Origin of the sequence: Algibacter sp. L3A6 (assembly GCF_009796825.1) — a bacterium.
Lineage (GTDB): Bacteria > Bacteroidota > Bacteroidia > Flavobacteriales > Flavobacteriaceae > Algibacter.
The window spans coordinates 552,336-568,639 of record NZ_CP047030.1; the positions used below are offsets into that span (position 1 = coordinate 552,336).

At 35.3% G+C, this 16,304-nt stretch carries 8 protein-coding genes; all 8 read right to left on the minus strand.

Annotation, left to right across the window (positions count from 1 at the left end; genetic code table 11):
- Window positions 1-7: 7 nt before the first annotated feature.
- On the minus strand, window positions 8-3,004 hold the full coding sequence (locus GQR98_RS02305) for a glycosyl hydrolase 115 family protein (RefSeq protein ID WP_159018105.1): 2,997 nt from the start codon (window positions 3,002-3,004) through the stop codon (window positions 8-10).
- Between the two features lie 106 nt (window positions 3,005-3,110).
- Window positions 3,111-4,733, minus strand: coding sequence for a sialate O-acetylesterase (locus tag GQR98_RS02310; protein WP_159018106.1), 1,623 nt, complete (start codon window positions 4,731-4,733; stop codon window positions 3,111-3,113).
- A 15-nt stretch (window positions 4,734-4,748) separates the two neighbouring features.
- Window positions 4,749-7,310 (minus strand): glycoside hydrolase family 3 protein, encoded by a 2,562-nt coding sequence (locus tag GQR98_RS02315; RefSeq protein WP_159018107.1) that lies wholly within the window; start codon window positions 7,308-7,310, stop codon window positions 4,749-4,751.
- A gap of 28 nt (window positions 7,311-7,338) precedes the next feature.
- Window positions 7,339-8,757: an alpha-L-fucosidase gene (locus tag GQR98_RS02320; RefSeq protein WP_159018108.1), complete on the minus strand. Its 1,419-nt coding sequence runs from the start codon at window positions 8,755-8,757 to the stop codon at window positions 7,339-7,341.
- A 36-nt stretch (window positions 8,758-8,793) separates the two neighbouring features.
- Window positions 8,794-10,095: an alpha-L-fucosidase gene (locus GQR98_RS02325; protein WP_159018109.1), complete on the minus strand. Its 1,302-nt coding sequence runs from the start codon at window positions 10,093-10,095 to the stop codon at window positions 8,794-8,796.
- A 14-nt stretch (window positions 10,096-10,109) separates the two neighbouring features.
- Entirely contained in the window at window positions 10,110-12,434 is a 2,325-nt protein-coding gene (locus tag GQR98_RS02330) for a GH92 family glycosyl hydrolase (RefSeq protein ID WP_159018110.1), read from the minus strand.
- An 11-nt stretch (window positions 12,435-12,445) separates the two neighbouring features.
- Window positions 12,446-14,479 (minus strand): glycosyl hydrolase 115 family protein, encoded by a 2,034-nt coding sequence (locus tag GQR98_RS02335; protein WP_159018111.1) that lies wholly within the window; start codon window positions 14,477-14,479, stop codon window positions 12,446-12,448.
- 172 nt (window positions 14,480-14,651) lie between these two features.
- A complete protein-coding gene (locus GQR98_RS02340; RefSeq protein ID WP_159018112.1) occupies window positions 14,652-16,295 on the minus strand; it encodes a RagB/SusD family nutrient uptake outer membrane protein in 1,644 nt (547 codons plus the stop codon).
- Window positions 16,296-16,304 lie beyond the last annotated feature (9 nt).

A 16,304-nucleotide genomic window follows, 5' to 3' on the forward strand; every position in this document is an offset into this window, starting at 1 on the left:
ATTCTAATTATTTTTTAACAGTTTCCTTCGGAAAAGCATAACTCGCTTTCCATCCTCCTAAATCTATCAACACCTGATCTATCATAACCCCCGGATCTACCATCCAAATTTTTAAAGTATGCGCTCCGGCCTTATTTACTATTTGTTTCGCCGCTTTTACCGTGGCGTTTTTAAGCACATTTTCTTTCCATTCATCACTACGACCTTGCGTTTGAAAATCTACAATTACAGGGTCGGCATCATCAATAGCAACGGCACAACGTACGCCAATACCTGCATGTGGTGCGTGTGTGGGTACAACTTGTAAGTTCACTTGAGCTTCTCCGAAATTAAAAGTATAAAAATCATACTCCAAAACAGGGCTATTGGCTTTTATTTCTTCAATATTAACATTTGGTACTGCCGTTCGAGGTAAAGCTGTAATAACCTTATTGGTATAGCCCATGCCTTCAAATAATTCCCAATCCGCATCTTTTACTGCGTTTTTCCTTGTGAAATTTTCAGCATTTATTGACACATATCCTTTATCTTCAACAAAGCCTTTGTAGTTTTTTAAAACTTCTAATTTCGGGTTATAAACTGAAACTCCAATGGTTGTTGTTTTTCCTTCGGAAATAAAATCAATAGCACTATTCACCTTAAAACTTGGTGGAATTAATTGAAAATCGTGTCCCAACGGCGCTTCTTTTTTGTTCTCGCCTTTTGGCACTTTATCCCAATCGATACGCACCCAAATCCTTTTTTCTACCTGACCTGAAGTTGTATTTAAGACACCGCTTACTTCAGATAATTTTATCCAATCGGCCTTTGGTTTAGCTTCCCAGTTTAGAGTTCCGTTGCCTTCAACAAAAACATCAATAAAATAACTGCTATTTGTGTATCTATTAAACACCGGCAACACATCTGCATAACTGTTTATAATTTCATCATTCACTTCCATTTGGTAACCTTCTAAAGCCAAACCTAACTTAGCTTTTTCTTCGGTTTGAACAGTAGATGTCGCCGGTTGAGCAAAGACGGGTAAAAAACGAGGCGCCATGGTCATGATATGATTCCATTTCCCGTTTTGAAGTTTTGTATTGTAATACGATGTTTCCTTTTCAATACGATTAAAAGCATCTTTTGATAAAGCACCAAACGCATTTGCACTCTGTCTACCTTGTTTAGCCGTAAATTTATTTTTGAAGCTATACAGCCATTTCTGATTTAATTTTGAAGCGCCAATTACAGGATAATACACCAATTGATAGAAAGCATCTTTTCTATGTTCCGGTATACCATCATATAAATGTTCTGTAGTTTCAATGATAGTTTGATAGCTATTGATACGTTCTGAAACCTCATCGCCATAATGATACTGCGTTAATTCTGTTTCGCCTTCTTTTGTAACAGGTTCCACTTGGCTCCAAGCCATAAACTCTGGACGTCTAATATAGGCTAAGCGGTTACTTTCAAATAAAACATCCGTAATTTCAGAAGCCGATTCTTTTCCAAATTCACGTACTGCCCAAGTACTCATATGTGTTTTTACAGCGGTACTTTTTTCAAAATTATCCATATCCCAAGCCATGTCTAAAAATAGCTCGATGTTATATTCATGTGGTTTAATATCTCCACAATTCAAAATCCAAATATCACGGGATTGAAACTCATAAGCCTTAGACATTTCTTCCCACATTAAAACAGGGTTTGTGGAATTCAACCATAAATAATCATGCGGTCTTCCCCAATATGAGGTATGGTAATATACACCCGCGCCACCTGGTCTAGTTTGTTCATCAGGATTACTTAATTGACGCATATAGCCGTAGTTATCATCCGTCCAAACAAGTGTAATATCTTCTGGTAATTTTAGTCCACTTTGGTAATAATTCAATACTTCTTTATAAGGCACAAAAGCTTGAGGAATCTCTGTTGGATTCTTCTTGGTTTCCTTTTTCAATATGGCACGCTGATCGGTAATAACACGTTCTAATAAATTAACCTGTGCATCGGTATCGTCTTCACCAACAATCATTGGCGAATCATGCTCTCCTCGCATACCAACCGTATAAATACCATCGTATTTCGCGGTTTCTTTAGCTCGTTTAGTAAATAGATCTTTTATGGTTTCTGAATTGGTATCATAACGATATTCGCCCATGGTATCATGTTTCCATTCCGTATTGATGTTACTCAACATCGGTTCCGCATGCGACGTTCCTATGACAATAGCATAATTATCTGCAACAAATTTATTCTCAGGATACGAGTAAAACGGTTTGGTACTCGAATGCATCGCCGGCCAAATAGTATTGGCTCTTAAACGTAATAATAACTCAAAAACTTTAGCGTAGGTTTTAGGACCAATATCACCGGTTTCTGGCTCAAAATTTAAAGCAGCCCAACGTTGTAAACCCCAATCTTCATCATTTAAAAAAACACCTCTGTATTTTACTGAAGGACTTTTGGATACCGTATTTTCAACTGTAATCTTTAACTCTTTTCTTTTTTCTGGCGTAACATCGGCCCACCATTCCCATGGAGAGACACCAATTTTTCTAGACAATTCTAAAATACCGTAAGCTGTTCCTCTGCGATCACTCCCCGCGATGACTAAAGCTTTATCAATACCTTTTACAGGGTTTTCTATAATTTGAATAGCATAACGTTCCCAATCATTTTTAAACGCAGTAACGTTTAATTTACCCGAAGCTATTAATTTATCTATTATCGTATTTTCTCCAATAGTTCCTGCGATTATTACAGATGAAGCAGTACTCGCTTTCGAAATTATTGTCGGTTTTAAACCGGTAATATTCAAAACATCATTTGCAAAAATATTTGAAGCTATAGATACCACTTCAGCATCTTTTTTATCAATTAAAATTGATATGACATTATTGCCTTTTACAATTGAAAACTCCGAAGTCTTATCTTCTTGTGCTGTTAACACTAACACTTGAAGACAAGCCAAAAACAATCCTAAATATTTAAACATGCTTTTATATTTTAATTTTTTCATAAGTTCTTTTTCAACATATATTTAGATTTCAATTCAAATAAAGTTGACGCCATAAAAACTTATCAAAATAATCTGTTCTATAAAAGCTTACCCGCTATAAAACTTCTTATTTTTTGATTGTTTTTAGAAAAGCTTCCGCGTAGCGTTCACCTAATAATCTCTGACTTTCTGAATTGAAATGTACCGCATCACCTTTATCGACCAAATCATCGGTTTTAATAACCGACATGTATTCATCTCCTTTAGCGTGCTCGTTTATAATGGAATTCATTTCCACCCATAGCGCATCCTTTTTGGAGTAGCGACCAAGTTCACCTACCAAAATGGGCAACTTTTTATTCCGAACAGATTTTCTAAACGTTTTAAAAAGTGCTGTTAAGTTATCATCATGTTGAGGGATTTTTTTTGGATTGGCATCACTCTCCCCTTGATGCCACAAGATGCCTTTTACCTTACCGTACTTTTTTGCTAGCGCAACTTTTTCTTTAAAATTTGATAATAATTTTACATCTCGATGACTAACATCTCCAAGCCATTGACTTATCGAGCTTCCGCCAACCGCAGTTTGTATTAATAATACAGATGTGTTTTCTGGAATTTCTTCTAAAAGGTTTTTAGCAAAAGACAAACCGCTATCTAAACCTCCCATTTTAGGTTCGTAAAAATGAAGTGGCTCTTTAGCCAAAACGATTTCATTATTTTTATTTATAGTTAGCACTCGGCTCGATGCTATAGTGTCTTGCGGTTCTACATAACCACGACCCGCCATATTAGATTGTCCCGCCATTATAAAAACCCAAACATCTTTCTTTTTAGGAAGCCCCTTTAGTTTAACCTCAGCTTTCGGAAAATTATAAGTTCTGTCTAGCTTTTCTTTTTTGGCAGGCTTTGCCATATTCTTTAACCATTTTTCGGCTAATTTTGGCCAGATTTCGCCAGCTACATTTCCTTTACGTAAACCATAACCATGTCCACCTTCTGGATAAACATGTAACTCTACTGGCGTTTCGTTATCGCGTAAAGCTTGCCCCATAACAAAACCACTATTGCCGTATTGATCATCTGCTGTTCCGAAGATAAAAAACGGTGGTGTATTTTTATCTAAAGAAAAATCGGGATTTATTGTTTTATTTTCACCTTTATCTAAATAAGCTGGATAAATAAGCATCGTGAAATTCGACTTGCTCGATAAGTTATCTATAGAATCTTGAGGCTCATAAAAACTAGTATTATCATTGGTTGAAGCTAAAGCAGACAAGTGACCTCCTGCTGAAAAACCTATAAGTCCTATTTTGTTGGTATCTAAATCAAATTCCGAAGCTTTACTTCTCAACACTTTTATAGCCCGCTGAATATCTTGAGAAGCTCCTTTTTGGTTTTTAGGAACTCGATATTGTAACACAAACGCGGTGTAACCCAAGTTGTTTAACCATTCGGCTATCTCGTAACCTTCTTTATCGATAGCCAAAATACCGTAACCACCACCTGGGCAAACAATAATACCTGCCTGAGATTCATTGGATTGTTTTGGTTTAAATACTGTAAGCGTTGGGTTGGTAACATCCGTTAACCTTATAACATTATTACTCGTGTTGTCCGTTTGCCTTGGTAATTGTTTTGGCCGCGACTCGTTGGGTACTTTATCAGGCCACAACGTAATGATATCTTCCGTTTGAGCTGAAAGCAAACAAGTAAAAAAAAGACTAATAGCTAATAAAGCAAACTTCATAATGCAAAAAGGTTTTTATGGTTTTAAACGAAAACTTTTTTGTTGCTTAATGTCTTGAGACGATCCACCTATCATAAATTGATATTCGCCACTTGCAAAAGCCCACTGTTTCGTTTTTACATCCCAAAATTGCAACTCTTTTTTCGAAACTTCAAATTCTATCTTAGTTGATTTTCCTTTAGGCAAAAATTCTCTTTTAAAACCGACTAATTTCTTCAAAGGTCTTTTAACTGAAGCGTTAGGTGCTTTGAAATATAATTGAGCCACCTCATCACCATTATAATCTCCAATATTTTCAATGGTTGTCGTGATTGTTAATGTGTCGTCTTTCTGCTTTATTTTAATGCCTTTGTATTCAAATTCAGAATAACTTAAACCATAACCAAACGGATAAAGCGCTTCACCTTCAAAATACATATAAGTTCTACCGTTAGAAACCTCGTAATCGTCCATTGGAGGTAGATCTGCGATTGATTTATAAAAAGTAAACGGCAATCTTCCGGCAGGATTATAATCACCAAAAAGCACATCGGCAATGGCTTTTCCACCAGATTCTCCCGGATACCAAGCATCTACAATAGCAGGAATATTATCGTCCATCCAATTAATAGCCAAAGAACTTCCCGCAACCAAAACAACTATAACATTCTTGTTTTCGGCATAAATCTCCTTTAAGTAATTAACTTGATCTTCGGGTAATTTTAAATCTGTACGGTCTCGACCTTCTTTTTCTATAGACTTATTAATTCCCATAACAGCAATCACATAATCACTTGCTCGGGCAACGGCTTTATCTTCCGCATATAAATCATCGGTTAAAGTTGGGACTTCCCATAATAACTGACAAATAGCATCGCCACCATTATCAAAATACTCTAATTTAATAGCGTATTTTGCACCAGCTTCCATCGTTATTTCAACTTGATCGGTAGTCATTCCGCGATTATGCCATTCGTCTACAACAAGTTTATTGTTTAACCACAATCGAACACCATCATCCGAATTAACACCAATTTTATAAATTCCCGAAAAGTTAGGCGTTATGTTGCCCGTCCATCTTATTGATTTATGCCTGTAATTGGTATACGGATCTGGCGGATTGTTTACAGGATCGAAATTCACTACCTTATCTACGCGAGTTTGCGGCGTACCTTCTAGAAACTTATCATCATAATATTCTCCGTATAAGCCAGTTTCATCATTATAATCATTACGTAAATTTTCAGCTTCAATAAGGTTTAAATTTCTAGCGGCGGTTTTCCATTTTACATAAGTAACTTCGGCTTTATTACCAACCTTTTCCTTAACTCCGTCTAAAGGAGAAATGGGTTTAATAACCGGCAATCCACTATAATCTCCAAAAACAACCTGATTGGCATTAAAACCAACCACTCCTATTTTTTTAATAGCATTTACATCTAAAGGCAAAGTATTATTCTCATTTTTAAGAAGCACTATAGATTCTCTTGAAGCCTCTAAAGCTAAATCTTGATGTTTTTTTGAACCAATAATATCTGGTGAAATTTTGGTATACGGGTTGTTTTCTGTGCTATCGAAAATCCCTAATTTAAACCGCGTAGTTAACACTCTAGCCGTTGCTTTATCTATATTTTCTTCGGAAACTAAACCTTTTTTATAAGCCGAAAGTAAATGTTTTGCATAAATATCATTGCCACACTCGAAATCTAACCCCGCTTCTATTGCTGCTTTTGCTGCGAGTTCTTTAGTATCTACATATTTGTGCGATTTCACTAAATACGTTGGTGCTCCACAATCACTTACCACATAACCTTTAAAACCCCATTCATCTCTTAAAACAGTGTTTAGCAACCAATTGTTTGCCGTACTTGGCACACCATTAACAGCGTTGTAAGCACTCATTATAGATTGTGCATTGCCTTCTTGAACGGTTGCTTTATAAGCTGGGAAATAATACTCACGTAGCGACCTTTCAGAAATATTAGCATTGTAAGCAAACCGATTATCTTCTTGATTATTGGCTACAAAATGTTTGGGAGTAGACACTACTTTTAAATAGTTCTCGTCATTTCCTTGTAATCCTTTTACAAAAGCAACACCTATTTTACTGGTTAAATAAGGATCTTCACCATAAGTTTCGGGCGTTCTTCCCCAACGTGGATCGCGTGCCATATTAATGGTAGGCGACCAAAAGGTGAGTAAATCACTGTACACATTTTTTTGATCTTTACCTTGGTTGAAGAAGTTCCATTTTGCTCGGGCTTCATCTGAAATAGCTGAAGACACGTTATAAATTAAATCCGAATTCCAAGTCGCCGCTAAAGCTACAGCTTGAGGAAACACGGTAAATCGCCCACCTTTTACAACACCATGTAAAGCTTCGTTACCATGATAATATTTATCGACTTCTAAACGCGGAATCGCTTCTGCGGTAGACACAAGCATCGATACTTTTTCTTCTACGGTTAATCGCTCCAATAAATCTTGAACACGCATTTCAATAGGTAAGTCTTGATTTTGAAACGTATATTTAGTTTGGCCAAAACCTAGAATAGGCATGACAGACAAAACAAATATGATGACTCTTTTTAATACCATTTAAAAACCGAAATTGTATGAATGATTATTATTTTAACTCAATTTTAAATCCAGTAATAGGAATTTCTGTAGCAGTATAAACCGGCATTTTAATGGTTAAACCCGTTTTTGTTTGCTTCCATTTTACTTTATCGGTAGTATTTAATCGTGTTATCGATTTTATCTTATCGCCGTTCTCTAAAGCCAATGCTTTGATAATAACTTCTTTATCGGTAACGCTGCACACGTAAGCATAAACAGCTCCGTTTTTTGAAGTAAACCTAACTTCAGGAAAAACAACTTTCGATGTGCCATCATGTTCGTTATCTTTCATCGTGTTTTTTTCTTCGGAAAACTTAACCTTTCCGTTTTCTTTTGGTGTATCAACAAGGCGCTCTCCTTGTACTTTCCATGGTTTAGAACCGTAGATTCCTTCTGAATTTTGCTTGATCCATATTCCCATTTCTGCCAATCGCTCTTGAGCTAAATCTGTAATTTCACCCTTAGCCGTTGGTCCGTTATTCAATAGTAAATTTCCGCCTTTACTTACTATTTCTAGAAACTGGCGTGTCATTAATTCTGAAGATTTATAAATAGTATCGTACTCAATATAACCCCAATTTTTTCCCATGGTAATACAAGCTTCCCAAGGCTCTACTTCCAGGCCATCAACAATTTCTTGCTCCTTAACTTTATAATCACCAAAACCATGTTTAATACGGCTATTTATAATACATTCCGGTTGAAGTTCAAGAATCAATTCTCTTAATTCTTTGCTTTCCTCTGGGCTAATTAATTCTGGTGTATCAAACCAAACAACATCAATTTTACCATATTGGGTAAGCAACTCCTTTATTTGCGGTTTTACTTTTCTTTCAAAATAGCGACTGTAAACTTTAATATCCTCATCTGGATAATCTACCAAATTACTTCTACCTCCTTTAAAAGGCCAATCGGTAGCCACATCTGGATCTTCCCAATCACGACCCAATGAGTAATAAAACCCAAATTTCATATCGTGTTTATGGCAAGCCGCAACGAGTTCCGTCATAGGATCTTTTGCGTAAGGCGTTCTGGTTCTAATATTATAATCGTTGGATGGTGAATCGAACATGGCAAAACCATCATGATGCTTGGAGGTGATGATAATATACTTCATTCCTGCCGCTTTAGCAGTGAGCACCCATTTTTCGGCATCGTAATTAACCGGATTAAAATCATCAGCTATAGTTGCATATTCTTTTAAAGATATTTTTTCATGAATCATGAAATGCTCATTCCCTTTTGCTTTGTGACCTTTCCAATACCCTGCGGTTTGAGAATATAAACCCCAATGCATAAACATACCAAATTTGGCATCTTTCCACCACTCCATTTTATCGGACGACTGGGAAAAGGCATTCGTTATAAAAACAAGTAAAAAACCTAAACTGTAATAAAAATTTCTTCGGAATGTGTTCTGCTTCATTTTATGATAATTTGGATATTTTCTAAGAATAAACTCTTACTTGGTAATAAATTCTATGTTGGTTAACTTCACCACCACAGGGTTTGGCCAAATTTTATCGTTATAAAGCCTTTGCGCTCTACTGATAGAAATTTCAAGTAAATCCTCATGCTGAATAAATCGAGACGTTGGTGTGTTTTCTGGCCAATACTCCACTACTAAATCACTTTGTCCAAGTACCGAAATTGTGGTGTTTTTAGTGGATTGTATATTTTTCAATAGAAAGTTTCGTCTAAAGCCTTTAAACCAATTTTCTTGTCCGGTAATAAAAACATAAGCGGTGTTATCATCTTTACCTTTTGTAAACCACATATCGCCATCTTTAACAATGGTTGGCACGGTTCTCACATTTTTCACGCCTTCTTCATTAACATACATCCATAACGCAATTTCTCTCAAACGCTCTTCTTGCTCTATAGGAATTTCTCCGTTAGGTTTCGGACCTATATTCATTAAAAAGTTACCGCCTTTTGCTCGGATTTCAATCAGTTTTTCGATTAATTCAGAGCCATCTTTATAATCTTCATTCGTAGGTTTGTATTGCCATTGCGTACCCATCGTCATGCAAGTTTCCCATGGTCCTGGCATGGCGCCGCCTGGAATTTTTTGTTCTGGTGTATTCATCTCACCACGAGTAACAACAATATCTGGTGCGATTTCATGAACATATTGTGCCATAGGCTTCGCCTGAAAAGCATCGAAAAACATCACATCTATAGGACCATAATTATCAATAATCTCTTTAACTTGAGTTTTGTCGTATTCAAAAAGCTCTTTATTGGCAGTTACTTGTGTCATTGGGCCTTTTCGAGAAATTAAATGCCCCTGCTTATGGATAAAACTAAAATCTTCTGGAGAAAAATAAATCCCCACTTTTAAATCGAATTTACGCAACGCCTTTACTAATTCTCCAACAATATCCTTTCCGTAAGGTGTATTCATGATATTGAAATCGGTAGTTTTAGTATCCCACATACAAAAACCATTATGGTGTTTTGCTGTAAAAACAACATACTCGGCTCCTGCTACTTTAAACAAACGCGCCCATTCTTCTGCATCAAATTTATTGGGATAAAATGTTTTAGGAAGCTCGTTAAAATATTTTTTTACATAATTGTCTGAAGCACCAACTAACGAATGACTAATAACACTCCCCAATTGAGAATCCATACTCCAATGCACAAATATACCGAAGCCCATATCCATGAAATCTTCATTAAGTTCGGGCTTATTTTTAAGTTGTGAAAAGGCTGAAAACGTTGTTAGTAAAATGAGTAGTATAGAAAATTTCAACTTCATAATTATAAATATTATTATTTAGAAACGTTAGACATTTCTAATATTAATTCGCCACCGTTTAATAGGTCTCGATGAGAAATACTATAATTTTCAATTGGCTTATTATTCAAACTCACTTTACTAACATAAACATTGGCATCACCATTATTATGTGCTTTTATGCTGAATGTTTTATTTGAATAATAATCTGGATTTAATTTGATGGTAACCTCGTCGAATATAGGGCTTCCTATTTGATATTCTGGGTTGGTTTCTGTTCCTCCATTCATCTGAAATAATCCAATTTTCATAAGAACTGAAAGACTTCCCATTAAACCTTGATCTTCATCACCATTAAAACCAGTAGATGGAGACAAGCCTGCAAAAGCTTTATTAATAACGGCACGAGACCAGTATTGAGACAAATCGTTTCGTCCCAATTTATTAAACACAAAAGCCGTTTGCATCGATGGTTGATTACCATAGTTTACAGGAATTCGACTATACTCTGGGTGTAATTCTTGCGAATGCGAATTCCCTGCTGTAAATCCAATTTCTTGGGCTGTTTTAAATTGTTGGTTAAGTTTTTCAACCGCTTTATCATTTCCGCCCATTAATGTTGCTAATCCTTCTAAATCGTGAGGCACAAACCATGTAGATTGCGCTCCATTAGATTCTATAAAACCATTTTCGGCTTGGTAAGGATCGAAATCTTCTTTCCATACACCCGCTAAGTTTTTAGGACGCATCCAAGTCGATTCAGTATCAAACACATTTTTATAATTCTTAGATCGTTTTATAAAATAATTATAATCGTCATTATGGATTAACTTTTTAGCCAACTGCGCTAAAGTCCAATCTTGATACGCATACTCCATGGTCATGCTTGCTCCATCTTGATGACCTCCAAAATTACCATCTGGAATTGGGTAAGGCACATAGCCATTTTCAATATAATATTTTAAACCGCCACCTAAGTTTGTATCATGCTCGTAACCGGCTTTCCCCATAATACCATTAAGCATGTGGTTCTTTTTTAAAGCCTGGTAAATGCCTTCTAAATCTTCTGTAATTATTCCTTTTTGAATAGCACTTACCATAAACGGTGTAGAAGATGCTCCTGTCATCACGTAAGTGTAATTTCCTCCTGAAGGCCCACGTGGTACTAAACCACCATCTTTATAATATTGCATTAATGAATGTGCAAAATCGGCCATAATTTCAGGGTACGCCATTCCCCAAAGTGTATTTATTGTCCATTGCGCACCCCAAAATGAATCGGAATTAAAGTGATTAAATTTCGGTTTACCATTTTCATCTAACGGTAATTGCCCAATTCTAAATTCAGCTCCCGTATTATCAGGATACGCACCGTTGGCATCGTTTATAATTCTACGCCCTTGTAATGCGTGCCATAAATCGGTATAAAAACGCCTTTGTGCTTGTTCTGTATTTCCTTTTACATCAATTCTTCCAAGTAACTCATTCCATTCACCCTTAGAATCATTTACAATTTGGTCGAAATCCCAGTTTGGTAATTCTTTATTTATATTAAGATTTGCATTTTCCACGGAAGTGTACGATATACCAACCTTCATTAAAACTCTCTTTTTATCTTCTTTTAAACTGACGAGGTAATTACCCGTTTCTTCATCTTTTTCTAAAGCTTCAATTTCAGTATTCAACTTCACTTTAAAATAAACAGTTAACGGTTTTGGTCTGCGATGTGTTGGTTCCATAACCAAATGCCCCGAAAGTTCATTTTTATTATTTTGTTCTAAAACCCCATTCGAATTTTCACAAGGTCCCAAAATGGTATTCAAATTAAAAAGAACGGCTGCATTTTTATTTTCAGGAAACGTAAATTGATGTAAACCAACACGTTTTGTACTCGTAAGTTCTGTTTTCATGTTATAACGCTCTAATTCTAAACTATGAAAACCAGGTGTTATTTGCTCTTTGTCGTGATTGAATTTTGAATAAAAATCTTTAAAAATATTGCTTTTATTTTCTTCGGAAATGGTAACGGGCATAACAGAAACACCAGACATTTGCCATGCATGGATATGGCTAAACCCTTTAATAGTATCTGTTTTATAACGATAGCCACTACCCCAAGCACCACCAATTTGTGTGTCGGGACTTAAATTAACCATACCAAACGGGCGATTTGCAGACGAAAAGAAAAACCACCTAGAATTTTCGGTATCTAATAACGGATACACTTTTTGGGTATAATCTATAGCAGATTCCTGAGTTGTTTTTAATTCCTGTTTTTCATTTTCTTTACACGAAAAAATGGCAAGACATACAAAAATTAAAATGTAGAATCTGTTTTTAAGGAGGTAATGTAACTTCATTATTATAGGTTTTAAGGCGTAATTTTATTTAAGTTATTTTCAATCGCGGCTAACATATCGTAAGTAGGAAAACCATTATTTTGTCTTCTATTTTTTATGGCGTACCAACCGTTCCATTTATCATCTAAATCGCCAGATGCTCTGCGTTTATAAACAGCTTCTAGTTGTTCTTTAGCCGAAGGAAGCAATGCTTTAGCTTCATTTAAAAACGTTACATTTTTAGATGCTTCGAATTGGTTTTTAAGTTTTGTCATACTATGAAGCGTAGTTTCAAAAGCAATTAAATCATTATATAATTGCGCAGGTAACAAAATATAGGCATTATAGAAATCGGTCGCTTCAATTTGATAACCTCGCTCTGCTTCCGTTAAGGCTTTTTGAACATTTGCAGCAACATGTGCCGTAGTTTTATAATCTCCTATAACACGTTTATAATCAAAAGGAATTGGAGTTTTTCCTGGTCTTCTAATTGGTGTGTTTGATAAATATGAAACCGCCTCACGAATTTCCCATAAGTGCTCTACATAACCTTTACGTCCTTCTTGCGCTTCATGCAAATATTTCATGGAAGCTATAGCGTGACTTGATGCTTTTTCTGAAAAATATCGAGAAGTCCAATCTTTATAAAATTCATCGCCATTAAACGTATCTGGATTATTACAAACGGCACTATACGCTTCTAGATTTAATAAAAATGGTCTAAAATTTTGTCCGTTTACTAAACAAAACTTATCGGCTTTATAGGTTTCAAACATGGCTTTCATTATCGTTTCCACCTTGTTTGGATATGGATTGTGAACGGTGTGGTTTAACCAATATCCAGCATGCATATAGGTTCCAAACTCATAATTATCGGTAGTATTTGGTAGATGTTCGAAATCGCCAAAACCATGATCGGACCAAAGCACTGTCCAGTCTGTTGGTGGTCTAAAACCTTCGTTCCACATTTCCATCCCATCGGAATAACACACCAAAACTTTTGAAGCATTAGGTTTATATTCGTCTATTAATTTTCCAAATTCAACATAAACTTCGTTAAATACATCTATTTTACTTTCGCCACAAGTACTCTCGTATTTCCAATCCCAAACTTGATGACGCGGACGTAGAATAAAAATATCTGTTTTAGCCAATGGTGTTTTCTCTAAATAGTAACGCCAAGCACTTATCCAATCTTCTTTATATGTTTTCCAACAATCGGCTTTATCAGCCGACATAGGATGAATTTGGTAGCCTAACTCAAAATCTATAGCCACTTTCATGCCTTTTAATTGGGCATAATCGATCATTTTATCTATAAAATTAATATCGACTTGATAGTCTGGTTTTAGTTTTTTGTACTCTGGACGAACATAGAATTCTGGTCGCCCCAACATATCGAACAACTGTATAGCGTTGTAGCGCATGCGCACTAAGGCATCTATTAATTCAGTATAAGTTTCCCAATCGTACTCTAGTAATTTACCTCGGTAATTTGCTAGCTCGTCCACATCGTTTTCAAAATAGGCTAAAACGGGAACTTTTGGTGGTGCTATAGTTTTTGTTGTGAAGTTAAAGACGGCTTCGTTATCTATTTTACTCGCTGTTTTACCTGTCCAATATTCTAAAGGATCAATACCTAAAACATCTTTTGAATAATCGTAAATAGCATACTGCAAGCCTTGCACGTCTGAACCTCCAATTACAATCGTGTTTTTATGATTATTGTGATTTACTTTTGCCCAAATCCCACCGCGACTTCCGGGTATTTCAGTAGACAAATTAATATTTTTTTGAATGGCTAATTCTTGGATTAACGCATTTGAAGTTGGTGTTCCTAGAATGAAAACTGTACCTTTTTTTGGAAAAGCTTCTTTTTCTGAAACAATTTTAACTTCGGAAGTAATTACTTTTTGTAAATCTGTTTTTAAATCATCTATAGTGTTTAATTCTACTTTTGATAAGTTATCTCCAACCACTAAATAGAATGATTCATCTACTGTTTGTGTACATGAAAAGCATAAAACAACTATTAATAGAATACTTAAAATGTAATTTTTTTTCATATTTAAAATGGGCTTCAAAATTGATTGTATCTATAATTTAGAGTAAACGTATTTAACAGTTTCTGTTTACAAAAATGAAATGACTCTTGATTAATAAAAATATAGGCAGACATATTCTCGTCTGCCTATATAAACTAACTTAAAACAACTAAATCTTTTAATTTGCTATTAATTAATAATTTGGGTTTTGAGTCATTGTTTCTGGAGAAATCTCTATTTCCTTAATTGGAATTGGACGTAATAAATGTTTTGAAGCATCGAATGCGCCATGATCAGCATAATGCGGATTATTAGTAAGTTTCTCTTCTAATTTACCCATACGTTTTAGTACTGCCCATCGGTTAGACTCACCAATTAATTCTAAAGCGCGTTCTACTAAAATATTATCTAAATCTACTGTTGTGTAATGATCTGCAACACCTGTAGCACGCTCTCTTACTCTATTTAAATGAAATAAAGCTTGGGTTGTGTTTCCGGCACCTAAAAAGGCTTCGGCTGCTATAAGATGTGTTTCTGCTATTCTAAAAATAAAGGTATCTCTAGCCCCACTAGTTTCTGCTGCAAAAATTTCATCATCAAACTTTTTCATGATTGGAAAATTGATAAATGAAGGATTTAAAGAATACTTATAGTTTACACCATCAATATCTGCAGGAACTCCAAATAAATACTGATCTGGTTGATATACCCAGTAACGATCTAAACGATCTTTAAGTTCGTCAATATCTAAAGTGTTTTTAGGAAAATAAACTAAAGTATCTCCAGGATTAATAACATCATCTGCAAGACCACTTGCTTCATCGGCCATAATAGTTCTATGGATTGTTACATTTTCTCTACTATCATTATCCTCAAATAAAGAATAAAAATATGGTGTTGGCATTAAACTGTTACCCTTTGTACCATAAGGATTTGCACGACTTACTCCTGGCAAATCGAACACTTGATACATAAAAAGAGAATGTTTGTTATTATTACTATCTTCTGAAATACCTGTGTCACTCCATTGTCCTGCAAAAAGAATTTCATCATTTACTTGATTATCATAAGCAAAAACCTCTTCAAAAGACTGACTTCTAATATCGTAAGAACCAATAGCTGCAACTGCTAAATCGGCAGCTGTTTGAAAATCTGTACTTTCGCTAAAATCTGAATATGCACGCGTTAAATATACTTCTGATAAAACATGTTGTGCCGCTCTTTTAGAAAAACGTCCAGTATCAGGGTTATCGACTAAGTCTGGTATTGAAGCCTCTAATTCTTCAATTATTAAAGTATAAGTTTCCTGCTCTGTCGATCTCGTATAATCGTTACGAATACTTTGTGGCTCATCTAAATCTAAAACAACTCCACCATATTGTTGCGCCAAATTAAAGAAGGCTAACGCTCTTAAAGCTCGTGCTTGAGCTATACCATAAGCTTTTTCACCTAATTTAGCATCACTCCAATTTATTTGAGTTTCATATCGATTAATAGCCGTATTAGCTTTAGAAATCACATCGTAGTTTGCACTCCAAACCCCATTGGTTTGCGGCGCGTTAAAACCGACATAATCATTAGTACTTGAAGTCGAAAAAATTTCTCCTTGAGTTGTAAAAATATCGGTTCCCTCAAATTTATAACCATAATCTTGATAAACTGATCTTGTGGAGGTATAAAGTCCAACTATTAATTGATCTGCAGTACTTTCATCAATAAAGTTCTCACTTGTTATTTGTGTGTATATATCTTCTTCTATAAAGTCGTTACAAGCACTAAGCAAAAGCGACCCACCTAATATAAGTGCAAAGTATTTTATATTTTTTATTGTTTTCATCTTTAATAA